23 protein-coding genes and 2 pseudogenes are annotated in these 24,726 nt (G+C 46.6%); 13 read left to right on the top strand and 12 right to left on the bottom strand.

Features of this window, described 5'->3' with window-relative positions; translation table 11 throughout:
- Positions 1 to 201: 201 nt before the first annotated feature.
- A complete protein-coding gene (locus tag MY9_RS06065; protein ID WP_014663482.1) occupies positions 202 to 840 on the top strand; it encodes a pentapeptide repeat-containing protein in 639 nt (212 codons plus the stop codon).
- 7 nt (positions 841 to 847) lie between these two features.
- On the opposite strand, the gene MY9_RS06060 is transcribed toward MY9_RS06065, so the two are convergent.
- Positions 848 to 2,302, bottom strand: a complete 1,455-nt coding sequence (locus MY9_RS06060) for an aminotransferase-like domain-containing protein (RefSeq protein ID WP_081483607.1) — start codon at positions 2,300 to 2,302, stop codon at positions 848 to 850.
- Positions 2,303 to 2,385: 83 nt separating this feature from the next.
- On the opposite strand from MY9_RS06060, the pseudogene MY9_RS06055 reads away from it, so the two are divergent.
- Positions 2,386 to 3,031 (top strand): annotated as a pseudogene (locus MY9_RS06055) (LysE family transporter); the annotation flags it as partial.
- Between the two features lie 50 nt (positions 3,032 to 3,081).
- Positions 3,082 to 3,591 (top strand): DinB family protein, encoded by a 510-nt coding sequence (locus MY9_RS06050; protein ID WP_041521499.1) that lies wholly within the window; start codon positions 3,082 to 3,084, stop codon positions 3,589 to 3,591.
- A 49-nt stretch (positions 3,592 to 3,640) separates the two neighbouring features.
- On the opposite strand, the gene iolX is transcribed toward MY9_RS06050, so the two are convergent.
- The 3 genes from iolX to MY9_RS06035 all read right to left on the bottom strand — a co-directional run bounded on the left by iolX (position 3,641) and on the right by MY9_RS06035 (position 6,755).
- Positions 3,641 to 4,669 carry a scyllo-inositol 2-dehydrogenase gene (iolX, locus tag MY9_RS06045; protein WP_014663479.1) on the bottom strand — a complete coding sequence of 343 codons (1,029 nt, stop codon included), beginning with the start codon at positions 4,667 to 4,669 and terminating at the stop codon, positions 3,641 to 3,643.
- Between the two features lie 191 nt (positions 4,670 to 4,860).
- On the bottom strand, positions 4,861 to 5,874 hold the full coding sequence (gene degA, locus MY9_RS06040; protein WP_014663477.1) for a transcriptional regulator DegA: 1,014 nt from the start codon (positions 5,872 to 5,874) through the stop codon (positions 4,861 to 4,863).
- Between the two features lie 17 nt (positions 5,875 to 5,891).
- A complete protein-coding gene (locus tag MY9_RS06035) occupies positions 5,892 to 6,755 on the bottom strand; it encodes an AraC family transcriptional regulator (protein WP_014663476.1) in 864 nt (287 codons plus the stop codon).
- 123 nt (positions 6,756 to 6,878) lie between these two features.
- Between MY9_RS06035 and MY9_RS06030 the strand changes: the two genes are divergently transcribed.
- Positions 6,879 to 8,246, top strand: a complete 1,368-nt coding sequence (locus MY9_RS06030; RefSeq protein WP_014663475.1) for an MATE family efflux transporter — start codon at positions 6,879 to 6,881, stop codon at positions 8,244 to 8,246.
- A gap of 29 nt (positions 8,247 to 8,275) precedes the next feature.
- Here the strand turns inward: MY9_RS06030 and MY9_RS06025 are convergent.
- Together MY9_RS06025 and asnB are read right to left on the bottom strand one after the other, a co-directional pair.
- Positions 8,276 to 9,105, bottom strand: a pseudogene (locus tag MY9_RS06025) (phytoene/squalene synthase family protein).
- A gap of 81 nt (positions 9,106 to 9,186) precedes the next feature.
- The gene (gene asnB / locus MY9_RS06020) at positions 9,187 to 11,031 is read right to left on the bottom strand and encodes an asparagine synthase (glutamine-hydrolyzing) (protein ID WP_014663473.1); all 1,845 of its coding nucleotides are present in this window, start codon (positions 11,029 to 11,031) and stop codon (positions 9,187 to 9,189) included.
- Positions 11,032 to 11,176: 145 nt separating this feature from the next.
- Here asnB and MY9_RS06015 point away from each other — a divergent pair, with 145 nt between their 5' ends.
- Positions 11,177 to 11,758 (top strand): DUF2777 domain-containing protein, encoded by a 582-nt coding sequence (locus tag MY9_RS06015; protein WP_081483667.1) that lies wholly within the window; start codon positions 11,177 to 11,179, stop codon positions 11,756 to 11,758.
- 30 nt (positions 11,759 to 11,788) lie between these two features.
- On the opposite strand, the gene wprA is transcribed toward MY9_RS06015, so the two are convergent.
- From wprA to MY9_RS06000, 3 genes are all read right to left on the bottom strand, one after another.
- Positions 11,789 to 14,473, bottom strand: a complete 2,685-nt coding sequence (wprA, locus tag MY9_RS06010; protein ID WP_014663471.1) for a cell wall-associated protease WprA — start codon at positions 14,471 to 14,473, stop codon at positions 11,789 to 11,791.
- Between the two features lie 167 nt (positions 14,474 to 14,640).
- Positions 14,641 to 14,997, bottom strand: a complete 357-nt coding sequence (locus MY9_RS06005; protein ID WP_014663470.1) for a YisL family protein — start codon at positions 14,995 to 14,997, stop codon at positions 14,641 to 14,643.
- Between the two features lie 115 nt (positions 14,998 to 15,112).
- Entirely contained in the window at positions 15,113 to 16,018 is a 906-nt protein-coding gene (locus MY9_RS06000) for a fumarylacetoacetate hydrolase family protein (RefSeq protein ID WP_014663469.1), read from the bottom strand.
- A gap of 154 nt (positions 16,019 to 16,172) precedes the next feature.
- On the opposite strand from MY9_RS06000, the gene MY9_RS05995 reads away from it, so the two are divergent.
- From MY9_RS05995 to MY9_RS05960, 8 genes are all read left to right on the top strand, one after another.
- Positions 16,173 to 17,096, top strand: coding sequence for a CotH kinase family protein (locus MY9_RS05995; RefSeq protein ID WP_014663467.1), 924 nt, complete (start codon positions 16,173 to 16,175; stop codon positions 17,094 to 17,096).
- 144 nt (positions 17,097 to 17,240) lie between these two features.
- Positions 17,241 to 17,411: an aspartyl-phosphate phosphatase Spo0E family protein gene (locus MY9_RS05990; protein WP_014663466.1), complete on the top strand. Its 171-nt coding sequence runs from the start codon at positions 17,241 to 17,243 to the stop codon at positions 17,409 to 17,411.
- A 402-nt stretch (positions 17,412 to 17,813) separates the two neighbouring features.
- Positions 17,814 to 18,035: a spore germination protein gene (locus MY9_RS05985; RefSeq protein ID WP_003233088.1), complete on the top strand. Its 222-nt coding sequence runs from the start codon at positions 17,814 to 17,816 to the stop codon at positions 18,033 to 18,035.
- A gap of 14 nt (positions 18,036 to 18,049) precedes the next feature.
- Positions 18,050 to 18,283, top strand: a complete 234-nt coding sequence (gerPB, locus tag MY9_RS05980) for a spore germination protein GerPB (RefSeq protein WP_014663465.1) — start codon at positions 18,050 to 18,052, stop codon at positions 18,281 to 18,283.
- Between the two features lie 22 nt (positions 18,284 to 18,305).
- Complete coding sequence (locus tag MY9_RS05975; RefSeq protein WP_014663464.1) at positions 18,306 to 18,923, top strand: spore germination protein GerPC; 618 nt, start codon at positions 18,306 to 18,308, stop codon at positions 18,921 to 18,923.
- On the top strand, positions 18,920 to 19,096 hold the full coding sequence (gene gerPD / locus MY9_RS05970) for a spore germination protein GerPD (RefSeq protein WP_003233093.1): 177 nt from the start codon (positions 18,920 to 18,922) through the stop codon (positions 19,094 to 19,096). The genes MY9_RS05975 and gerPD overlap by 4 nt, the downstream gene beginning before the upstream one ends.
- Positions 19,096 to 19,497 carry a spore germination protein GerPE gene (locus tag MY9_RS05965; protein WP_041521292.1) on the top strand — a complete coding sequence of 134 codons (402 nt, stop codon included), beginning with the start codon at positions 19,096 to 19,098 and terminating at the stop codon, positions 19,495 to 19,497. The genes gerPD and MY9_RS05965 overlap by 1 nt, the downstream gene beginning before the upstream one ends.
- Positions 19,498 to 19,528: 31 nt before the next feature.
- Positions 19,529 to 19,747, top strand: coding sequence for a spore germination protein (locus MY9_RS05960; protein WP_003233096.1), 219 nt, complete (start codon positions 19,529 to 19,531; stop codon positions 19,745 to 19,747).
- 36 nt (positions 19,748 to 19,783) lie between these two features.
- Here the strand turns inward: MY9_RS05960 and hlpB are convergent, their stop codons facing one another.
- Genes hlpB through sbcD form a run of 3 tightly spaced genes read right to left on the bottom strand, consistent with a single transcriptional unit; the run spans position 19,784 to position 24,664 of the window.
- Entirely contained in the window at positions 19,784 to 20,086 is a 303-nt protein-coding gene (gene hlpB / locus MY9_RS05955; protein ID WP_014663462.1) for an HNH nuclease-like protein HlpB, read from the bottom strand.
- Positions 20,087 to 20,099: 13 nt separating this feature from the next.
- Positions 20,100 to 23,492, bottom strand: a complete 3,393-nt coding sequence (gene sbcC, locus MY9_RS05950; protein WP_014663461.1) for an exonuclease subunit SbcC — start codon at positions 23,490 to 23,492, stop codon at positions 20,100 to 20,102.
- Entirely contained in the window at positions 23,489 to 24,664 is a 1,176-nt protein-coding gene (gene sbcD / locus MY9_RS05945) for an exonuclease subunit SbcD (RefSeq protein ID WP_014663460.1), read from the bottom strand. The genes sbcC and sbcD overlap by 4 nt, the downstream gene beginning before the upstream one ends.
- Positions 24,665 to 24,726: the final 62 nt, after the last annotated feature.

Raw genomic sequence — 24,726 nt, 5'->3', positions numbered from 1 at the left:
GCATTCCTCCTGTTCCCTTTGGCTTTCCCGGCCTGTAAACGCCTTGACGTACAGGAAGCTTTCCATTTATGCTTACAAAACAAGCGGGCTGCTGTACCAAGAAAGGCTCTTTACGATTTACTATATGTATCAAATTCCTTAACGATCTACTAAATTGAACCCGGAAGCCTCTGTTTTTCGGGCAGCAAAGGATGTCATCACATGAATAAAATTACAATTCAAAAACCGAATATACCGGAAAACCTGCAAACCGCAGATTTTCATGATGCCGTGACGCAGGATGATGTAATCAGCATGCATTTGTTTGAAGATTGTACAATCTTCGGCGAAGATATCGAAAGACTTTGTGTGGAAAAAACGATCTTTAGAAATGTCGTGTTTATCGATGTGTCTTTTCGGCATATTGAACTGACCGATGTAATCTTTGAAAAATGTGATTTATCAAACGCCGATTTCAGCGGAGCTGTCATTCACAGAACTTCTATTAAGCAGTCAAAAATGGTTGGAATGAATGTGGCGGAAGCAACGCTGCGGAATGTTTCATTCGAGGAATGCCACGGACATTTCAGCTCATTTTCGTATTCAAATATGAAACAAGTTCGATTTGATCACTGTGCTCTTATGCAAAGTGAGTGCAGCAATACGGTGCTCCAGCAGACACACTTTGACAGGTGCGAATTGGAAGGCGCCAGCTTTTCCGGCACGTCCCTTCAAAACATGGACATCAGCACGTGCCGTTTTGAACAGCTTCATGTCTCCCTCGACAAATTGAAAGGCTGCAAAATCGCACCTGAGCACGCGATTGCTTTCGCCAGGGCGCTGGGAGCTGTGATCGTATAACAAAAGCTTAGGACATCATCAGGCGGCGGGCTGTTTCGGCTGCCGCCTTAATGCCAGTTTCCAAATCCCCAAGAGATGCATAGGAATATGACAGCCTGATGCTGTTTCGGGCTTCTCCGTCATAAATGGAACCGGGATTCACAAGCACTTGCCGTTTCAGCAGTTCATAAAAGAAACGGCTGACAGGCAGGTTTTTATGAAATGTCACCCAAATATAAAAGCCGCCGGCAGGAATCCGCCACGAGGCAATGTCCCCCGCATACCGCTCGAGAAAATGAACGGCGGCGTCTCTCCTTTGTTTAAGCACCCTTCGCACCCAAGTCAGATGCTCTTCATAATACCCCTGCGACAGCCACTCGGCAGCCGCCCACTGGGACAGTCCGCTTGAACCGTAGTCTGTCTGCATTTTAATGTCCGACAGCCTTTCAATAACCGGTTCCGGACCGGCAATCCAGCCGATTCGCAGACCGGGGCTAACCGTTTTTGAAAACGTGCCCAGGTACAGAATATGGCCCTCGTGATCCATTGCTTTCAACGGCTGCGGCGGTTTTTCTTCGAACCATAAATCACCATACGCATCATCCTCAATGATGGGCAGCTGCTCTATTTTTGACAGGCTGATGATCTCTTTCCTTCGCTGCTCTGACATGACTGTGCCAGTCGGATTTTGAAACGACGGAATCGTGTAAAGCAGCTGTCCTCCATATTGTTTTCGATAAGAAGAAACAAGCCCCGCCTTGACCCCTTCTTTATCCATCGGCAAGCCGCGAAGCCGCATCCCCACTGATTGAAACACATGCAAAGATTGAAGGTAGGACGGCTTCTCCGTCAAAATGACAGAGTCTCGTTTTAAAAGTCCGATTGAGATGAGCTGAAGTGCCTGAAGTGCGCCGGACACAATTAAAATTGCAGACGGTGACACACGGATCTTCTTTCCTTTTAAATGGTCCGCCACCGCTTCCCTCAGCTGACGGTTTCCTTTCGGCTGCTCGTACCCTAAAGACAGGGCACGCGAATTGATTCGCTGAAACATCCGGCCCATTGTGTCAGCAGGCAGCAGATCCGGTGAAAGTTCTCCTGTGCCTAATCTGATGATATCCGTTCTTGGTTCGTTCTGATTAATAGCCTGAATGATGGAAGAGTTAGGGCGATGAATGCCCGAACGGACGTAATCGCTCCAATCAAGCGGAGGCTCAGCCGCCAGCACGCTCCAAGTACTGTTTACAACCTTCGTACCGCCGCCTCTTCTTCCCTCTAACAAGCCTTGAGACGTGAGCTCATCTATAGCTGCTGTGACTGTGCTGCGGTTGACTTGAAACATGTCGGCCAGCGTTCTCTGCGCAGGGATTTTCGTCCCTACAGCCCACTCTCCGTGAAGAATCTTGTCTTTCATATATTGTTCGATCTGCCGATGCAGCGGAACATCTAACTTTCGGCTTGGCTTCCATTGCGACAAGGTCATGCCCCCTTTTTTCACATTATACATTTGGCTGGGTCTAAACCCAACCAAATGGCTGGAGACTTTGGTAAACATCTCTTTTATGATTAAAAAAAAGATGTGAAGGGAGCTTTTATCAGCATGAATGCAATCATTCACGGAATTGTGCTCGCGTTTGGCTTAATTTTGCCGCTGGGAGTGCAGAATGTATTTATTTTTCAGCAAGGCGCGTGGCAAAAGCATGTTTGGCGAGCACTCCCCGCCGTCATCAGTGCTTCAGTCTGCGACACCCTGCTCATTGTATTAGCTGTTGCAGGCGTATCTGTCATTGTGCAGCAGCTGCCCATGTTTAAGGCAGTAATGATGGCCGGCGGATTTTTATTTTTGCTTTATATGGGCTGGGTAACTTGGAACAGCCGTCCAAAAACAAGCCAAGATGAAAAACATACGTTTACAGCAAAAAAGCAAGCCGTGTTTGCGGCCGCTGCTTCACTTTTAAACCCGCATGCCATTCTGGACACGATCGGTGTCATCGGCACGAGTTCTCTTCAATATTCGGGGCTTGAGAAATGGCTCTTTATGGCCGCCTGCATCGCTGTATCTTGGATTTGGTTTAGCAGTCTTGCGATAGCGGGCAGACTGTTTCAAACAATGGATACGAGCGGCAGGATAATGGTGATCGTAAACAAATGCTCTGCAGCGGTCATGTGGGCAGCGGCAGGATATTTTGGGGTGTCACTCTTTTGCAATTGAAGGAGAAACAGATGAAAAAAACGAATTTCTTAGAAAAGGGGGCAATGCTGATGACTGATGCAAAACAGTTTTATGACTATCATTCTTGGGCAAACAAGAAAATATTTACCCATATCGAAAACCTGCCGGAGGAAACTGCCTATCAAGAAGTAAAGAGCGTATTTCCTTCTGTCAGCGACGTGCTGCTTCATATGTGCAGGGCTGACTACATTTGGCTGAATGTTCTTTCGGGAGTGACCTACCAAGAGATTATAGAAAGCGCAGGTAAATTAGAGTCCGCGCAAGGTAATATGGCAGCGATTAAACAGCACGCTGCCGAGCTGGAGTCACAGTATCATGATTTCTTCAGCCGCCAGACGGACTTAGAACAGCCCTTCACAATGCAGCATCCGAAACTAGGTACACTGGAATCAACCTATGCAGACACCATCCTGCATGTCGTCAATCACGGCACTTACCACAGAGGGAACGTAACCGCCATGCTGAGACAGCTGGGCCATTCAGGCATACCTACTGATTATATGTACTATTTATATGAGAAAAGAGAAAGCAAGGGCTAAAATGTCCTTGCTTTTTTTGCGGAAAGCCTCAAATGCAACATATTAGCTTTTACATACCTGTATAAGCACGCTTCACATCTAGCTGGACCGGCATGCCGCTCCGAAAGGAATTGGTTGCGGCGATACCCACTTCTAAATTGATCGTCGCATCAATATCAGTCACAATCGGTGTTTTTCCATTCCGGACACACTCGGCGAAATGCTGAAGCTCCAAGCAGTAGGCTTCATGAAAACGAGTTTGAAAGTCTGGAATGATATCAAAACTGCTCCCTTTAGCCGAAAGGATGGTCACATGTTGATTTCTCAATGTTCCTATGAAAATACTGCCCTCTGTCCCGATCACCTCCGCCCGGATGTCATGTCCGTATGGAGAGGTTCTGCTTGCCTCGACATCCCCCGCTGCGCCGGAGTCAAATTCAATATACGTCAGCGCCTGATCCACATCGCCGTACTGCTCCATAAACGGATTGTTCAGAATCCTGCCGTGCCCTGAAACAGATGTGATTTCCGCCCCTAGCAAATAACGGGCAATATCATAGTCATGGATGGAACAGTCAATAAAAATCCCACCGCTGTGTTTGATAAACTCTGCGGGTGGCGCGCCTTGATCGCGCGTAAAGCCTTTATAATAGATAGGTTTGCCGATTTCACCTGCGTCAATCCGCCGCTTGGCATCTGCGTATGCAGGATCGAATCGTCTCATAAAGCCGACTTGGCAAATGACACCTGTCTCCTGCACTTTTTCAGAAACTGCTCTAGATTCCTCAAGGCTTAATGTCAGCGGTTTTTCAACGAAGATCTGTTTGCCGTTCTCGGCTGCTTTGATGACCATATCACCATGTGTGCTTGTCGGCGTTACGATAATGACAGCATCAATACCGGGATCTTCTAACACCTCATATGGGTCCTCTGACCATTTTTCGATACCGAATTCTCTGGCAACCTGCTCCGCTCTCCCTTTCAACGGATCACTGACACAGACCAGCTTTGCCCCTGGTACACTGGTAACGAGATTTTTCGCATGATAATAACCGAGCCTTCCTAATCCCAATACTGCGCATCTTACTTGATGTTCCACTCCCCATCCTCTCCTTTGTCTCATTTCAGGATCGCTTGGAGAAAGCGCTTTCTCTTAACAGCTAAAAAAACAGCGGCAACTCCGCTTTCATTTTCGCGCAAGCGCTTTCTCAAAAGATGGTTTCATTTTACACTGCCTTTTGTTGACACGCAATATGTTTTTTAAATCAAAAAACCCGCTCATTAGCGGGCTTATGTGTTAGGCGGTGATGTAGAATGTCTGATTACAAGTTCAGGCGGGAGCACTATTTTATGTTTCGTCTTTCGTTTTCCCTCTATTGCTTCTGCCAGCAGTTCAATGACGCTTCGCCCCATATCTTTTATCGGCTGGGCTACGGTCGTCAGGGGCGGAGCCGCCAATTCTGCGAGTATCGTGTTATCAAAACCAATGATAGAAAGGTCGTCCGGCACTTTTATGCCTCTTATTCTTGCAGCTTGTATGGCGGCGCAGGCCAATACGTCATTGAAGGCAAAAATAGCCGTCGGAGCGTTTCTGTCGAGCAATTTACCCGCTTCTTCCTTGCCGCTTTCCAAGGAAAATCGTGTCGGGATGATCAGTGACTCATCAATGGGCACGCCCGCTTCCTCCATCGCCTGGCGGAAGCCTTTGATTCTATTTTTTTCACCTGTCGTTGACCCGTCTCCGACAATACAGGCGATGTTCGTGTGGCCGAGTGACAGAAGATGCTTGGCAGCCTCGTACCCGCCGCGAACATCATCCATGACGACAATATCCATCGGAAGCAGCGGTTTATCCTGAGAAATCATGGCAAGCGGAATCTGTTCACTGGCGATTTCCTCCAGAGCAGACATACTGTCATGGTTTTCAATCCCTGTCGCAAAAATAATGCCGTCCACCTTTTTCTGCTTCAGCACAGAAAAATATTTCGTTTCTTTTTTCGGATCGTAATCGGTGCTGCAAATCATCATTTGAAAACCAAGCTCATCCGCTCTTTCTTCAATGCTTTTGGCAAGTTCGCCGTAAAACGGATTTGAAATATCAGGCGCTACGAGAGCGATCATATTCGTTCGTTTTCCCGTTAACGCCGCGGCGTGGACATTGGGCGTGTATGCCATTTCATTCATGACATTCATGACCTTCTGCCGCGTTTTGTCGCTGATTCTCCCCGTATGGTTAATCACACGCGACACAGTTGTAATCGAGACACCCGCCGCCCTTGCCACATCGTAGATTGTTGTTTTCATGTTCATCCCTCGTTTGGTTATTGAACTTTACGGCTGACAATTTTCCGGTATTCAATTGGTGAAATCCCTTCTATCTGCTTAAACAGTTTTGAAAAGTATGTCGGATCTTCCATTCCAACCGTTTCTGCAATAACGCCCATTTTATCATTTGTAGAGGATAAAAGACGCTTCGCTTCTGTCATTCTCACCCGGTTCGTGTATTGTGCCGGCGTTACGCCGAGCACCTGCTGCATGCAGCGGCTCACATAATCCTGATGATAGTGAAGGGCGAGTGACAGATCCTTGATTGTCGTCTTTTCCTTATAATGCTCCTGTAAATACCGGGCCGCCTCCCAGGCTACCCGCTCTTTCGCAGACGGTATTTGGAACGCTTCTTTTTGCAGATGCAGCATCAGCTCCTCAAATAAGATTTGCTTTCTAAGCGGCAAATCGGAGTTTTCCGCGGAGTAATCAATCAGTCTTTCAAACTGCTGCGCCATAAACTGCGGGCGCTGCACCTTGCCTTTTCTCGGCAAAGCCAATCCGTAGCGGGCCGGCTCTTCGAAGCTCCCTTTTTCCTGCTGAAGCTCAGACCAATTGCTGCCTCCCTTAGCTGTAAATTCATAACGATGTTCATCGAAGTGAAGCCAATAGTAGGAGGTTGCTTCATCACTGCCCTTCGTTCCATAGTGTTCGAGACCGGGAGAAAGCAGAATGTACTCGCCGCCTTTAATGGAGAATGATTTCTCATTTTCCGTAATATATAACGTTCCGTCTTTGACATATATCAGATCAAACACGGAGAATACACGTTTCACATGGGTTTCTCCCTTTTTAAAAACCCCTTCTCCGGCCGCGATAAATACCGGAAAAGGCGGGACTGTAAACAGGATGCGAGGCATTTGAATCATCCTCCTTTTTAAGTCGGATTTTTACAAGAAGTATCGTTTCTCTCCCTTTTTATTATAAGGAAATGGAGGTACACTTTAAAACGTTGATTTTATTTACGAAAGGGGTTAGACACGATGAAACAAGCTGTCTTCAAATCAACTGCTTTGAAAAAACCCGCTGACAAAACGTTCTCATTATTTTCGCTTACTTGGCCGATCTTTATTGAGGTCTCATTATATATGTTTATGGGTAATGCCGATACACTGATGCTCAGCCAATACTCGGATAACAGCGTGGCAGCAGTCGGCGTCAGCAACCAGATTTTGAATTTAATTATCGTGATGTTCAGCTTTATCGCCACAGGAACGACCGTTGTGATTTCACAATTTTTAGGCTCGCGGCAAAAGAAAGAAGCCATGGAAGTCGCTTATGTGTCAATCGGCGCCAACTTCTTCATCAGCCTTGCGATCAGTGCCATCATTTTTTTCGCGGCGGTCCCTCTGCTTCATATGATGGGATTATCAAACGAGCTGATGCCTGATGCGAAAGTCTTTTTACAAGTTGTCGGAGGTCTGTCCTTTATTCAGGCTTTAATCATGACATTCAGCGCGGTCTTAAAAAGCTACGGCTATACAAAAGATACAATGTTTGTCACTATCGGCATGAACATTTTAAACATTGCCGGAAACTTTGTGGTGATTTTCGGTTTGTTCGGCTTTCCTGTTCTCGGCGTTGCCGGTGTGGCGCTGTCTACATCTATCGCCCGCGTCATCGGATTAATCGCGATGATTGTGATTGTCAACAAACGCATTCAGCTGAAGATGTCGCTGAAAAAAGTGTTTCATATGCATAAAGAGCATTTGCGCAAGCTGCTGAAAATCGGCATCCCTTCTGCGGGAGAGCAGCTGTCATACAACCTGTCGCAAATGATTGTCACGTATTTTATCGCGATCATGGGCGCGCAGGCGTTGACAACAAAAGTGTATACGCAAAATATTACGATGTTTATTTTGCTGTTCGGCACTGCAATCAGCCAGGGCACGCAAATTTTAATCGGCCGCTATATCGGCGGCAAACAGTTTGATGCCGCGTATGAGCGCTGCATGAAGAGCTTATATTGGGCACTCGGAATTGCTGCGGCCACATCGGTTTTGATGACGATCTTTTCAAAAGACCTGATCGGCATCTTTACACAAAGCCCTGACATTATTGCGACTGCAAGCCTTTTGATTGCCATGACGATTATCCTTGAACCGGGCCGCTCGTTTAATGTCATTATCATTAACTCCCTGCGTGCAGCGGGGGATGCGAAATTCCCGGTTTACATGGCAATGATTTCAATGTGGGGCATCGGTCTCCCGCTTGCTTATCTATTCGGCATCCATCTCGGTTTCGGTCTTGCCGGCGTTTGGATTTCCTTTATTGCGGACGAATGGGTTCGCGGAATCTTAATGTACAGAAGATGGCGCTCCCGCATCTGGATTCAAAAAGGTATGGCATAACACCCGGCTCAATAAGGCCGGGTGTTTTTTTATATGTCAGACAGAATCCGCTTCACTTCATTCTCTGTGAGGGCGTATTGATGTTGAAATACATCATACTGCTCCGCACGGATTTTTTCTAAAACAGCCCGGTACAAATGAAGAGCGGCTTTCACCGTTTTTTGTGAATACTGCGGAAATAGCGGCAAGGCATCCAGACACTCCTCAAGATAGGCTTCCGCTTCAAAAGCGATATACTCCCATGTCATAGTAAACGCCTTATTCACGACGCCATTTTGAAGGTCGTCCTCTGTATATCCAAATTGCTGCATCACCTGCCGGGGGATGCGTTTTTTTTGCTGTTGGCCAGTGCCGATATCTCTCAGAATCCGAATCAGCTGAATCGCTAACCCGAGTGAACCGGTTGCATGTGTCAACTGTTCCCGATGCCGGCGCGTCATGATCGAGAGCAGCATCAATCCGGCTGCGCCACCTGTCTGGTATGCGTGCATGAGCAGTTCATCAAGATTTTCGAACGGTTTATCTTCCGCTTTCTGTGCGGCCATAAACTCACGGAATGGCTCACTGTCCAGAGTAAAGGTTTGGTACGCATGACCAAAAGCCTTCCACAAAAAGTGATTCCCGTTATACGTCCCGGAAAAAACATCTTCCGCCTCAGCTTCAATGGCAGATAACGCCTTCCCATCCGCATTGGCTGCCGTATGGCAAAACGCCATAACCGCCCAAGCTGCCTGCCTTTGCTTCAGTGGAAGAAACGAAAATGCTTTGTAGCAGGCTGGTTCGCGGGCGCTAACAATCTGGCCGCATTCAAGATAGGCTTCTTTTATCTCTTTCATTTCTTTTCACTCCTATGTATCACTGCTTCTTCAAGTCTATTATGTTTTCTCGCAATTGTATATGAAGAAAAAGCCGATTCCTTTTAGCAGAATCGGCTTTTTCTTTATCCTTCATCAATATCAATGCGATACGCTTCAAACCATGTATGAATTTGGGCAAGGTGGGCGATCAGCTGAGGCCCCTTCATGAGCTGCCCGAACCACGGAACCTTGAAGGAGGAACCTTCCGTTTCTAAAAGCTGATCTAATTGTTTTCTGTCCAGCAAGGTATGGAGCACGGAGTCCTTTTGGCTTCTGATCGTTTTCAGCCATTCGCTGACGCCTTTTGTATATTCGGGGTGGTGCGTTTTCGGATACGGGCTTTTTTTGCGATACAGAATGTCATCAGGCAAAATGCCCTCAAGCGCTTTGCGCAAAATGCCTTTTTCCCGGTTGTCATGCATTTTCATTTCCCATGGGATATTCCAAACATATTCCACGAGCCGGTGATCGGCGAATGGCACCCGCACTTCAAGGCTCGCACCCATGCTCATGCGATCCTTCCGATCCAAAAGGTTCGTCATAAACCAAAGCATATTTAAATAGAACAGCTGCCTTCTTGCTTTATCCACACCCGTTTCTCCATCTAATAATGGCGTTTCCGCCAAGGTTTCTTCGTATTTGGCATTTACGTATTCTTTCAGATTCAATTTTTTCTGCCATGAGTTAGAAAGCAGCTTGATCCGCTCCTCTGTCGACCTCATCCATGGAAAGCCTGACTCGACATCAGCCATATGAAACCACGGATACCCGCCGAAAATCTCATCTGCGCACTCTCCCGACAGGCTGACGACAAAGTCCTTTTTGATTTCCCGGCAAAACCACAGCAGGGACGAGTCGACATCCGCCATTCCCGGCAAGTCTTTGACCAGTACAGCTTCCTCCAAGTGATCAACGAGATCCTTTTGGCTGATGACACATTTGTGGTGCGTTGTGCCGAAAGCGTCTGTCATTTTTTCAATCCATGGTCCGTCATCATTCGGCTGAAAAGCGCTTGCTTGAAAAAATTTATCGTTCTCTTCGTAATCAATCGAATAAGTATGAAGCGGTGCTTTTCCTTCCTTTTCAAAATGGCCCGCCGCAATCGCTGTAATCGCGCTTGAGTCCAGACCGCCTGATAGGAACGTACAAACCGGCACATCCGACACAAGCTGCCGCGTCACCGCGTCTTGAAACAATGATCTGACATTGGCAACCGTGTCATCAAAACTGTCCGTATGTCTTTCGCTTTCAACATTCCAATAACGCCAAATTTTAAGCCCGTCTTTGGAAAACGTCAGCGCGTGAGCCGGACGGATTTCTTTTATGCCTTTAAATACGCCAGTGCCCGGGGTTCTGGACGGTCCAAGCCCGAAAATTTCAGAAAGTCCCGTTCTGTCCACCCGCGCTTTTATATCAGGGTGTGCTAGGATCGCTTTGATTTCCGACCCGAAGAGAAATGAAGAGCCTTCCTTCGTGTAAAAAAACGGCTTTACGCCGAGACGGTCTCTTGCGGCAAACAGCAGATTGCGCTTTTCATCCCACACAGCAAAAGCGAATATGCCATTGAGATGGTCGACACAGTCTTCCTGCCATTCAATGTAGCTGTGAAGAAGCACCTCGGTATCTGATGTGCGCTCGAATTGATGGCCCCGAGCCCGCAATTCTTTGCGCAAGTCTTCCGTGTTATACAGCTCGCCATTATAAATAATGGTGTACGTATCGCCTTTATAGGTACACGCCATCGGCTGGCGTCCGCCTTCAATATCAACAACAGCAAGTCTTTTATGTCCGAATAAAACATGGTGCTCTCCCCAAACGTTAGAATCATCAGGCCCTCGTTTGGAAAGAGTGTCTGTCATTCTGTTCATCGTTTGTTTTTCCTGGACGAGCTGCTTTTTAAAATCGACCCAACCCGTAATTCCACACATGTGATATCAGCTCCAATCCCGTTTCTATCGTAACAATTTCGTTTCTTTCAGCACCTTAGTAAGTTTATGCATCTATAGGCAGATAGTTGATTTGTCCATAAAAGAGTTGTATGGGACAGGCTTGAATTGGAAAGAAAAGAGAGGAATGAAGAAAAAGGAGACAGCATGCATGAAACGGAAACAATTGATATATACAGGAGAACGAAAATGGGAATACGGCACCATCCTCATCGAAGACGGCATCTGTTTAATCGAAAATGGAGAAGGTGATATACTTTTGGCGGACACTCTCCAACACAGGCCAATCTGGGTCCACCATAAAGGAAAGTGGGAGCAAGCCGGCTTTCAGGATCAATTGGTTCTGGCATGCGGTGAAGAAAACATCTCCCTTGCCGGTGGAGAACGCATCCGCTATGAGAAATCAGTCAAGCGGCCGCTTATGGCGCTTTTGGATTCGCTTGACGACGAAACCTTTCTCGCATTTCTGCAGCACTTGCACAGCTTCGGCTTATCGGTATTCGATTGCGTCTTTTCTTATAATAAAGGAGTCTTTTCAAATACTTCGGAGGAGCAGGGTGTGTCCTTTTATCACTTTTCAAATGATACCGCCCAATGCGCGATGCAGCATCACTACAGCAGCGAAGGGACAGGAGACCGGTTTGAATGGACGGCCTCAAACGGAAAGCGATCCATCATGTATTCAGCAGTCCAACGGGGGCGCAAATAAAAAAAGCGGTGCATCGAGCACCGCTTTTGGTTACTTTTCTACGACAACTTTTGCTTCCTTGCTTTCTTTTTTATCTGTATCCGCAGCCGTGACGTACAGCACCGTTCCGGCTTTTTGTTTTTTTATTTTCACCGAAAACGCTCCTTTTGCGTCAGCCTTGGCAGAAGCAATGACTTTCTTTGATTTGTTTTTCACTCTGATCATCGCTTTGCTGTTCGCCTTCCCTTTTACTGCCGTATCCTTCGATTTGACCGCGTTTACTTTCGGTGTGCCGGAAGGTTTTCCTTTGACGACAACAACTTTATACGATGTTTTCGCATCGCCTTTTGTTGCTTTCACATACAGTACTTGATCCTGTTTTTGAGTCGCGATATTAACCTTGAACGCATTGTCTTTTCCGGCTTTGGCGCTGCCGAGTTTCTTTTTGCCGTTCATCACCTCGATCAGCGTGCCTTCCTTTGCGTTTCCTCTGACAGCTGTTTGAGTGCTTTCCAGCTTGTTGACCTTGAGCTGTAAATCAGCTGCGCTGACAGCCTTCATGACATTCAGGCGCCCGTAGCCTGAGTGCCAGTCTACTCCAGGTGTCTTAGGAATTTCAATCGGATCGCCATAATCGTCATATAACTCTTCTTCTTCGCCATCAACACTTTCAAAGGAAATATCATCTGCAGTCTTTTTCAACATATCCTCTACTTCTGTTCTTTTCAGCTTAGGATTTTGAGCAAACAGCAGTCCCGCAGCAGCGGCAGCATATGGCGTCGCCATGGATGTTCCGCTCATATATGTGACATTTCCGTTCGGCACTAAGCTCGGGATATCAGACCCTGGAGCAGAGATGTCCAGGCCTTTTCCATAGTTAGAAAAATCCGCGGTCATATCCATGCGGTTTGTGGCGCCGACTGACATCACATATTTAGAAGATGCAGGATAAGATAAAGAATTGGCTCCGTCATTCCCGCTGGCTGCGGCAATCAAGACATTTTTGTCAGCTGCGTATTTCAAAGCAAATTCAAGCACACGGCTGTAGCCTCCGCCTAAACTTAAATTAATTACCTTTGCTCCTTTATCAGCAGCATATTTGATGCCGAGTGCGATTTGTTCAGTATCTCCGGAGCCCGTGGAATCAAGCACTTTGACAGGGATAATTTTTGCTTTGGCGTTCAATCCAGTCATTGAGTAGCCGTTATCGCTTTGGGCGGCGATAATTCCGGCGACATGCGTTCCATGCCCCTGATCATCCATTGCATTGTTATTCCGTCCGACAAAATTGCGTCCGAGATCGGTTCTTACTTTTCCTTTTAAATCGGCAAGCGTGCTGTCAACGCCTGTGTCTACTACTGCAATGAGTGTATCGTTAAGCTTGCGTTTGGACAGCAATGTGCTGGCAGGCTCGTATTTTACATCCGCGTTTTTAACACCGCCGTTTTCACCAGTGTTTTTAAGCGGCCATTGGTAAGGATATTGAATATCGTTTGCCAGGCTCTTGTATTCCTGAACAGGCTCCGCAAATTCTACGTTAGACATCTTGGATAATGTCGTGGCAGCGCTTTTGACCCGTTTGGCGCTTGCCGTATATGTGCCGTTCTGTTTCTCATCTTTTGGCAGTTCAAATGAATATAGATTGTCAAACAGTTTCTTTGCCTTTTTCACATTAGAAATATCTTTTTTCGATTGCGCGCTTGCAGAAAAGCCCTTCATTTCGTTATGTACGGATGAGAGGCTTTTATTATCCTTCACCTTGAAAATAACCTTTGTTGTCTGAACTTCACTTTTTGCTGCAATATTGTTTTCAGTTAAAATTGTTCCTGCTGTTTTGCCTTGCAGCTGCTTAATATTTAATCGATCCGCCTGTTTCTTTATTTCCTCTTTAAGGAAAGACGGTACCGACTGTAAAGCTTTGTCATATAGCCGATTGATCGCTTTTTGATCCTTTTCAGTGACCTTATATGAAGAGGACGTTCCGTTTTCTGACACATCGTCAAATAACGGCTTTAATGTCACAAGATCCTGATAGATTTCATTTCTTGCTGTTTTATTGAGTGCGAGCTTTGCAACGATAAACGGTGCTGCTTTGTAATAAAGGCTTGTCAGTTCTTTGCCTTCTGCTGTTTGGCTCAGCTGCTCATCCCGAATCGCTCTCAGCTTATCCAGAATGCCTTTTCCAGATTTCTTCTGATCGACACTCATTTCAACCGGACAAGCTTCTTCCTCTTCTAAATCTGATGGCTGTTTTTTGGTGCCTTTATACCCAATCGTATACTTGGCTTCCGCAGCTGCTTTTGCTGTTCCGCCGTCCTCCGGTTCTTCTTCTCCGAGGTATTCAACTTTTACATAGTAAGGGCCGCTCCACGCGTACGGAAAAATGATTTCGCTTTTTCCATCCTCCGCTGTGAAAGACCGGTACATCTCAAACGTTTCATCTTTAAGCGCTTTTTCCTTACTTGGATATACAGATACATTCAGTACTGAATCACTCTTTACGGTCAGTGCCATATGAGAGTTTTTCTGAATATCCGTCTTTCCCGGAGTCACTTTGTACCATTTCACCTGTTCCGGCTCCTTCATGGCGCCTGTCTGCTCTTTGCCGTTTTCCAGAGCAGCCGCCTGATCAATCGCTCCGACCGCTGCGGCTTTGGTTCCCGGAGAAAACAGGCTGAAAATCAGTGCAAAAATAAGCACTGCCGCCACAAACGAGCTGAATTTTCTACGTTTCATGATATCCCTCCTGCAAAATAATGAATCTCCTTGAAGGTATCATAATTTCATAGGACGAGATACCGCTTACAGGGAATTTTAAGGTTATTTTAAATGATTTGGTATATAAGGGGATAATTATAAAAAAACCCAACTCTATCAAAGAGCTGGGTTCACGGGATTTTCGATTAAAATAATTGAAAACCGATTGGCAAATGCAGACCAAGCAGCACTGTCAGCACAAGAACAATGACAAAGCCGATCCACAGGCCTCCTGTTGATTTTTCTTTTTTCTTGCGGATGAGGAGCATTTCCATCAGTCCGATGGTGATAATGCCCAGAATCATTTTGCCGGCATATTCCCCGTTCCAGTTGGCAAAGCGGACAAACAGCTCAGCTCCTGTGAGAATAATAAGGATATAGAATAACCGCAGAATCATATGAGTGATTTTTGCGCCCTTCGCACTTCCTGAAGAATACAGCGAGTAGCTGACGAAAAGCAGAATCAGCGCCACTACCCATGTTGTAATATGTAGGTGTGTCATATATGTTCCCCCTATCAGATAAATTACCCCACTTATAGTACCATGAACATGTCCTCTGCCACAAAGAAGATTGTCAGAAAAAATGGGCGGGTTCAGGTCCGCCCACCAGTTTTATTCAGCCGATTTGGTTTGACAGCGTTCCGATCGGGTCGATTGTAATATCAATTTTGTCACCTGACCGCAAAAATTTTGGGGGCGTAAACCCCTTGCCGACACCAGACGGGGTACCGGTGGCAATGATGTCTCCCGCTTCAAGCGTCATCCCCTTTGAGAGGGTTTCAATTAATTCCGGAATGGAAAAGATCATATCGCTTGCCGAACCGGATTGGCGCAGCTCACCGTTGACTCTTGTTTCAAGCTTGAGGCGCTCCGGCTCCTGAATCGATGATTTATGTACAAGCACGGGTCCCATAGGACATGTCGTATCCAGGCTTTTTCCGATAAAAAACTGCTTATGCCTTTTTTGCAGATCACGCGCCGTGATATCATTCACAATCGTATATCCGAAAACATGCTCATATGCGTCTTCTTTTGAAATGCGGGTCCCGCTTTTTCCGATCACGACAGCAAGTTCTCCTTCATAATCAAGTTGAGAGGTGACCTCTTCATGTCCCTTGACGATATCTCCATGCCCCGTAACCGTTACCGGCGATTTAGTAAATACCATCGGATGCTCCGGAATATCAGCCTCACTTCCCATTTCAATCGCGTGATCCCGGTAGTTTTTGCCGATGCAGATGATATTTTTTGATGGCTTCGGAATGGGTGCATGGAGCTTCACCTCAGATAATGAATACATAAATGATCCAAGCTCATCATTCGGTTTCTTCGCCCACTCGGCCAGCTGCCTTGCATGCGCAACGAATTTATCCCCTTCTGCGATACATTCAATCAGCGATCCCGGAATCGTCTCAAGTTCAAACAGTTTTTTTTCAGCCTTTTGCAAATCCATAATTTTCTCATCATCAATGATCAGGCCGACAAACATTCGGTTGTAAAGTTCCCCTGTCGCAAATTTCATGTTATTCCTCCATCATCTTTTAAATCAGAATGCTCCTTCATGTATTCTCTGTCGAATGCTGAAATCCCTTTTTCTCATATTCGTTTTCATTTCGTTTCAGGACGGGCTTGCTGTTCATATCATACAAATGTCGTTTTGAGAAGGAGGAAAGAATATGGAGAGCGTGCATTTATTTTTTCACCGGGAGCAGCTGAAAAGGAAAGGTACTGCCAAGGGGCTTTTCGTAACAGACCGATCTGTTTCTCCCATTCTTCTCACACAGCGTGACAGAGCGGAAAAGGCATCCTATGAAATCAGCTGGGAAAGGTCTCTGCTTGGTGAAAGGACACTTTTTTTGAATGCGGAACAGGATGATCCGTCCCTGATGCGGCGCAGACTCGCCTATTGTTTTTTTGACCAGATTGGCGTCCCTGCTCCCGCTGCCTCGTACAGCTTCCTGACCATCAATGGCCAGCCTGAAGGCATTTATTTGAACATCAAGAACCATCAGCCAGCCGGTAGAACGAGTTACGAAGTGAAGACCGCCGACCCAAGGATTCCAGTGTCCGTTTTTAACGATGATTCTTCCGCATTCTTGCATGAATTTTTCATACTGATCCGCACAGCTGGAGATGACGAATTGGCCGAACGCATTAAATTGTATCTGGATGTCAAGCTGTTTTTTTTGTGGCTGATCGGCAATGCCTGCACCAATCAAGGCTTTTATTACACATTTTGTTTAAATGAATCCAGCCGGATTTACGTTTCTCCAATAGAGACTAGATCACTTGCCTTTCAAGGAAGGTATGATGAGGACCCGCTTCTGGCAAAAGGAGAGACGCTTTCGTCAAGGCTTCTTTCCATTCCCGCCTTCCGCTCGCAATATCACACATTAATGAAAAACGTGCTGAACCGGTCGTTTACTATTGAACGATTGTCTCCTTTCATCAGCGAATGGCATCTTGACATTTGTCAAAGAGCTGATGATGATCCTTTTCTAAAAAAAATCCCCTTTCAAATCGAAAAGGAGCAGACAAACATACTTAGAGAAATTGAGGAACGGCAGGACTTTTTACAAGCACACTTAGCAAGACTATAGTCCTTTCTCCTTCAAAAAAGCCGCAGCAAAAAATGTCGCTTTTTTAGTCAAATTGACGAAAGGCAACCTTTTCAGCCAAAATAGGTTATACTAACGATATCCTGTATTTATATCAAAATAAAATCTAGAATTGGAGATAGCGTAATGAACTGTAAAATTGAAGAAATGAGAATCACACTAATTGAAACAGCACAAAAATACGGCATGAATTCAAAGGAAACGATTCAATGCAGCCAAGAGCTGGATATCCTGCTGAATACCCGGATAAAAGAAGAAATGATGTTTTCGGGATATCTTGAAAACTCCCGTATGTAAACCATTTTCGATAACGATTCGAATACACCACATGCAACTCCGCTTTTTGCTCAGCACTTCTGGGATATACCTCAGGGCGAGAATGTGCCCGCCCAACAATCGTATACCGCAGCACGACATACTCCAAAAAGCATTTCTACACGCAAAAACACCAAAGAAACAAACCAAAATAATCATAGGCGGATCGCGGCATCCTTAGCCGCATGTCCGCTCAACTTATACACAAAACATAACGGCTCGAAAAATTAAAGCGTTTTCATCAAGAGCCGATATGTCCCCTTTAAATTTCTCTCACACATATGTGCGTTTGTCATAAGCTATCGTGAATAGCCCAAGTGAAATCAGAATTGTATTTTCACTTTACTTGTTTTTTTAAAATTTTTCAACAAAGGATGTGCTCGTATGCCAGCCATTGTCGGAGCGTTTAAAATTAATGCGATTGGTACGAGCGGAGTCGTTCACATTGGGGACTGCATTACGATTTCTCCTCAGGCTCAGGTCAGAACATTTGCCGGCGCTGGCAGCTTTAATACCGGCGACAGCCTCAAGGTGATGAATTATCAAAACGCGACGAATGTGTATGACAATGATGCGGTTGATCAGCCGATCGTAGCCAATGCGTAAAAGGAGTGAGGCTCATGAACTTCTATATTAATCAAACCATTCAAATCAACTATCTCCGGCTGGAATCAATCAGCAATTCCTCCATTCTGCAAATTGGGAGCGCCGGATCAATCAAGTCTCTGTCAAATTTGTATAATACGGGCAGCTATGTAGAACCGGCACCAGCGGTTTCAGGCACAGGGCAACCGCTCCAGTTGCAGGAACCCGACACAGGTTCATTGGTCCCGCTCCAGCCTCCTGGCCGTTAATCATATGAAAGAGGTGAAGAACATGTATGATCAATCTGTTTCCTCTTACTTGCAAAACTTGAATTCCTTTGTTCAGCAGCAGGCGATTCACATTCAGCAGCTCGAACGCCAGCTGAAGGAGATTCAAACTGAAATGAATACGATGAAACAGCGGCCGGCCACTACCATTGAGCGTGTGGAATATAAGTTTGATCAGCTGAAAATTGAAAGGCTCGACGGGACTTTGAATATCGGCTTAAATCCGACTGATCCGAACAGCGTCCAAAACTTTGACGTCAGCCAGTCGACACCGCAAATCGGGATGATGCAGCAGGAAGAGAGCGCTCAGCTCATGCAGCAGATCCGCCAGAATGTCGACATGTACTTAACCGAGGAAATCCCAGATGTTTTGGAGCAGCTTGAAAACCAATATGACAGCAGACTTGACGATACAAACAGACACCATATCATTGAAGACATCAGAAAACAAATGGACAGCCGAATCCATTATTATATGTCCCATATCAAAAAAGAAGAGCATATACCGCCTGCACAATATGCAGAACATATCGCTGAGCATGTGAAGCGTGATGTAATCCGCGCTGTAGAACACTTTCTGGAGCATATTCCATCCGAAATGAAAGGAGATGAGCAAGCATGATCTTTACAGTCATCAACCGCAGCTTGGAAGTCGGGGACATCCGGATGAACGGTGTGTCCAGTTCCTCCGTTTTCCACATCGGAGACACTGAATCCATCTACCTGTCTTCTATTTTTGATACACCGCCTGAATCTCTTATTATCGGGCCGTTTGCTCCGCTTGCGCCAGAATAATGCTTAAACGCATATCGCGCATCAGGCTAGTTAAGTTTAATTCTCTCGGGATCGCAAGTGTGTTTCAAGTTGGCGACACAAATGAAATCGATATGAGTGTAAAAGTATTTGCTGTGCAGCGTTCTCTGTCCACGTTTTACCATAATGAAGGCTCATTTAACAAAAAGGAGTATCAGATCTTTCAGCAGCAGGCCGTGAAGCCGCTCCCTGAAACAGGTGTACAAAGCGCGTTTTGCCACGAGGTGCCGGCTATTTATGTTCGCAGCATCAAAATTCAAGGGGTCTCAGCCTCTTCTGTTTTACATGCCGGATCAGCTTCGCATATTCGCGGTGATGCGAGACTCAAACATATCAGACAGATTCAGTCTCCGCGCTCACAATCGCCCGCCAAGAACATATAATAAACAGAGACTTCGATAAAGGGTGTCGTTTATGCCAGCAATTGTCGGGCCTATAGCTATCAATTCCATATCGGGCGGAGTCGTAAACTTTGGTGATTCCTTTTACCTTTCTCCGAAAAGCTCTTCAAAATCTGCGCTCGGTTCGGGAGCAGGAAACACGGGAGATTTCCTTCTATTAAATAACGCAGTCAACGCGACAAATTATATAGACCCCGATGTCAACGATCAGGATATGGTTGGAAACGGATAAAAGCAGCCGCTCTGCAAAGAGAGGGCTGCTTTTTAGTCATTTTTTCTTTTTTCGCTCATTTGATTTCTTGGTTTTGATCAGTTTTTCAGGCGGCTGTTTTCTGATCCATTTGACAAACCGGGCAAGCTCTGGATCGCTTCTGAGCTTTTCTATTCCGTTTAAGCGTACAGCGATCTCTTGATTGGTATATAAGGCATGAATTTGTTTATGGCAAGGAATACAGAGCATCGCTGTCGGCAAAAACGTTCCGCCTTCTTCTTTCGGTGTGAGATGGTGCTCTGTCAGCTGGACATCGCTCCGGCCGCACAGCTCACATATTCCGGCAGTCTGCTTTGCCATATCAGCTCCCCCTTTACATCAACTCAAGTGATACCCGTGTACCGCGGCCGCTCGGTTCAGCCGGATGGACGATCAGTTTTTTCGGAAGCCGTGCACGCAGTTCCTGCACATGGCTGATGACACCGACAGCCAGATTGTCTGACTGAAGTTTTTCCAAGGCCGTTACAACCGTATCAAGCAGATCTTGATCCAGTGTGCCGAATCCTTCATCTAAGAAAAAGAACTGGAGCGGGTATTCTCCGCGAAGCTGGATCTGGGCAGACAGCGCAAGAGCGAGTGATAGCGAAGTGAGGAAGGTTTCTCCCCCAGACAAACTGGATACCGGGCGTCTTACGCCTCCGTTCGCATTATCCCGCATCACAAAGCCGCCCTCAGAATCTACTTCGATGGCATAGCGCTGTCTCGTCAGCATACCGAGTCTTGCTGAGGCGTCCCTCGCAACGCTTTCAAGCTGCTCCTCAGCTAAAAATTCGACGAAGGTATTGCCTTTAAACACAGCTTGCAGCTTGTCCAGCCTGTCGATATGCGTCTGCCACTTTTTCAGTTCCGCTTCAATTTCTTTAAATCGTTTATGATGGTCGCGAATGACGGCCAGTGCTTTCGCAGCCGCGCCTTTTTCCTCTATAGCAGCGCTAAATGCGTCCTCAGCTTTTTGTAATGCTGCAACGGTTTCGCTCCATTCGCTCTCTGATATCGCTCTGCCGTCAAGTATCTCTGCTACTCGTTTTAAGTTTGCAGCATTTTGCTTCAGTTTATCCATAAACTGGTCTATGCCGGTTTTCATCTTTTCAAGTTCATCGGCTGGGATGAGACTTTGTTCAACCTCCTCAGTCCGGGTAAAGCAGGTGTTTTTGGCATGCTCAAGCCAAGCAGCTTTTGCTTTTTCCAATCTCCCCTTCGCCTCTTGAAGAGTGAGCTCGCTTGCCGAAGCGCGGCTTTTCGCCTGATTGAGGTTCATTTGGGCGCTCTGCAGTTCTTCATATAAAGATTGTTCTTTTTCCTTTAACAGCTTTAGATCCTGCTGGACAGAGCGGAGTTTGACTTGAATAGAATCTCCTTTTGCATAATCTCCAAGTTCGTTCTCATAATCAGCTATCACGCTCTTGATGCGTTCAGCGGCATAATGAAGCTCCAGTTTTTCCCGTTCAAGCCGATGCCCCGATTCCCGCAGTTTTTCCTTTTGTGCTTCATGCTCAGCAAGAAACGCGATACTCTTCTCAATTCGTTTTTCACATTCTTCTGCAGCCCGGTCCTTTTCTTCAATGGCTTGCTGCCATTTTTCTGCTTCGTCCACAGATTGATCCTGAAATGCTTCTTTGAACATGTTCAGACGGCTGTCCAATGAGGTTTGAAGCTCGGTGATGATGCTTTCAATACGGTCAGCCTCTCTTTTTTCAAAACCGATTTTTTCATTAACCTGCTCGGCCTTTTTTAAAGACTCCTGATAGGCGCCGATCATTTGTGCCATCCGTGTTTTAACAGAAAGAATGTCCTGCTTGATTCGTTTCCATTCAAATTTGGCAGTTTCAAATGCTTCATACACCGGCTGATTCTCGAAGGAAGCCGCCGCTTCAAGGTTCTGCGCTTGACTGGTCTGCAAAAACGGACACTGTTCCATAAAGCGCGCGGACTGTTCTTCAAGCGTAATTTTGGCTGAAAGAATCTCCTGGCTGAGAGCTGCTGCTTCCGTCAATAACACATCTGTCCGTTTGATGTCCTCTTCAAGATGCCTGTCGGCTTCATATGTTTCATGTACTGACGCGGATGGATCGTGATCGGTTGAACCGCAGACCGGGCAAGGCTTGCCGGCGGTCAGTTTTTGCGCTAACTCTTTTGTCAGGAGTGCCATCCTTGCTTTTTCACGCTGTAGGTGAAGCGTATGTTGATTCTTTCTAGCCTCTTCAGTCATACGTGTTAATGAGTGTTCCGCCTCGCACACCAAATGGTACACGGTTTGCACAGCCTCATATGCCTGAATGATGTTGTTTTCTTCCGCTTCCGTCCTTTGAACAAGTGTATTCTTCTCTTCATTCATCTTCTGCAGCACGAGGCTCAATTCGTCACTTCGATTTTTCTCTTTTTTGATTTGCTCTTCAGTTTGCCTGATGTGCAATGCCATTTCTGCGGCCTGCTGGCAGCTTCTTCGCTCATCGGATGTCACCTGCAGGGATTTGAGCTGCTGCTTCAATTCCGTCTGTCTGTTTTGCCCTCGTGTCAGGCGGTCTGTTACCGTCTCCAATTCACTCATGACAGATTGAAGAGCCTCTTCTTTCTGCCGGAGTTCAGCCTTTTTGCGCTCTTCCTCTTGCTTGGCCTCACTCAGTTTCATTTCGATTTCCTGCAAACGGGAAAGCTGTTCCTGCTTAGTTAAAAGCTCAGGCTCTTTCTCGCTTTTATGCTGGCGCCACGCTTCATACTCTTCATGTTTTTGCTGAAAGAAAGCATTCCGGCCTTCTAAATCCTTGCGGGCTAGCGTTTGTTCCTTTTCAGCTTTCGCTTCATGCTGGATCGCTTCTGCGTATCGGTCCGCATAGGGCTTAAGAGCGGCGGCTGTTTCTGCTTCCAGCAGGCGTTTTTGCATAATGTCTACATGCGGCTGTTCTTCCGCGAGACGTTTTTTCTCTTCTTCATAAGCGGATTGTTCCTTTTGGACATTCCAAATCTCCTGATGCTCCGTAAATCGCTCTTTCGCCTGATCACGGCTCTTCCTCATCGCTTCCAGCCTGGTTTCGGCTTGTTCGAGAGCCTTTTCCGCTTGCTCAACTGCCTCTGAACTCGCCTCACCGAGACCAGACTGCTCAGCGAGCATTTCATTTTTTCTCGCGTTGGCCTCCTGTGCCTGCCGCCTCAGTTTTTTCACAAGCCTGTCTCCGTATTGCTCCAAATGAAATAAACGCTGAAGCATATGCCTGCGCTCTGCCCCTTTTAAAGACAGAAACTCAGCAAATTTCCCTTGCGGCAGCACCACCGCTCTCGTAAAATCGTCGATCGTCAGCCCCAAGAGCTCCTCCACTCTTTTATTCACTTCGCTGGCTTTATCAGCCAGCACCGTATGCTCATCCTTGATTTCGATGAAGCGGCAAAGTGCCGTTTTCACCTTCATTTCATCCGTTCTCTTAAACACACGCTCAACTTTGTATGAGATTTGATGATTCGACTGAAGCGCAAAGGTAAAGGAAACAGACAGCGTATCTTCGGCGTGATTTAAGATTCCGTGCGTATTATTTGCCGCCCGTTCCACCTTTCCGTATAAAGCAAGCGTCATTGCGTCGAGAATAGAGGATTTACCGCTTCCTGTCGGGCCGAAAATGCCGAAAACACCAGCACCGGAAAGGCCTTCAAAATCTATCGTCTGCTCCTCTCTAAAGCTGTGGAGCCCCTTAATGCTTAAGGCGATTGGCTTCATTTCGCATCCTCCTCTTCAACGCCTGATGCAAGCTCTAAAAACAGCTTCACCATTTCTTCATCCGGCACCGCGCCGCCAGTTTGTTTTTCATAAAATTTCTTAAAGCGGTCCTCGATTGAGACATGTTTAACCTCGATCCGTTCCCGGTCTTTATTCTGTTCTTCAAAAACCGGCCTGATATGGATAAAACCCGGGTGCGCCTTCCGCAGCCTGTGAATCTCTTCAAGTGACAGCTGGTCCGTGACACGGATTTCCAGGTCAATCCAAGCATTCTGATCCCTGCCTTCATCCAGCCAGCTGTACACCTCACTTAATCCATTTGCCGCTTTCCACTTCACAAGGGGCTTGCCGCTTGATAATAATACCTCACGCCAAGTGGCGTCTTCCTCCGGCTTTGCGTCCACAATCGTCACTGATTTAGCGTAGCCTGCTTCAGAAAAGCTGTAGGCGAGCGGAGATCCTGAATAACGCGCAAGCGTCCGCGCCCGCTTGATCGTTTGCGGGCGATGCAAATGGCCGAGCGCGACGTAAGCGGCATCCGCAGGCAGGCTTTCAGCAGCCACCGTGTATGCACCGCCGACTTCAATCGGCCGCTCTGAATCGGTTTGGTTTCCGCCTGCGACATAAATATGGCTGGCGGCAATCTTCACTGCATCGTTCCGGAAACGGCTTGTCATATGTTCAAACGCCTGCCTGATTTTCACGTCATAATGATCACGGAGCAGCTTTTCATCAAACGTATCGGATAGCACTTCATTCAACCGCGCTTCTGATGGATACGCCAGCGCTCCAACCGCCAAAAGCTCCCCTGCTGAGGGCACTTCAATATGAATCGGCTCTGTTGTCGGATAACCGATTAAATAAATGCCGTTTTCATGTGTCAGCGGTGAAGCGGCGGACAAACGATCAGGATTATCATGGTTTCCGGCAATGACAACGATCGGGCGCTTTCCTCTGTCACTGAGCGCAGACAGGCTTTCATAAAACAACTGCTCAGCTAAAGCCGGCGGGTTCACGGTGTCAAACGCATCTCCCGCCATTACAATGGCATCAATTTGCTCATCCTTTACAATCGTATTCAGTTCATCCAGCACATCGGCCTGCTCACTCAGCCTGCTTCTTCCTTCAAGCGTTTTTCCAAGATGCCAATCAGCTGTATGTAAAATCCGCAAATGCTTTCACCTCTCTTTTATATAGAAAACGAGACCCGCTCCGCCTGAAATCCCGGAGCTTA

It is taken from the genome of Bacillus sp. JS, assembly GCF_000259365.1.
GTDB classification, from domain to species: domain Bacteria; phylum Bacillota; class Bacilli; order Bacillales; family Bacillaceae; genus Bacillus; species Bacillus stercoris.
The sequence above is the reverse complement of the archived record's forward strand: the minus strand, read 5'-3'. Positions and strand labels throughout refer to the sequence as shown.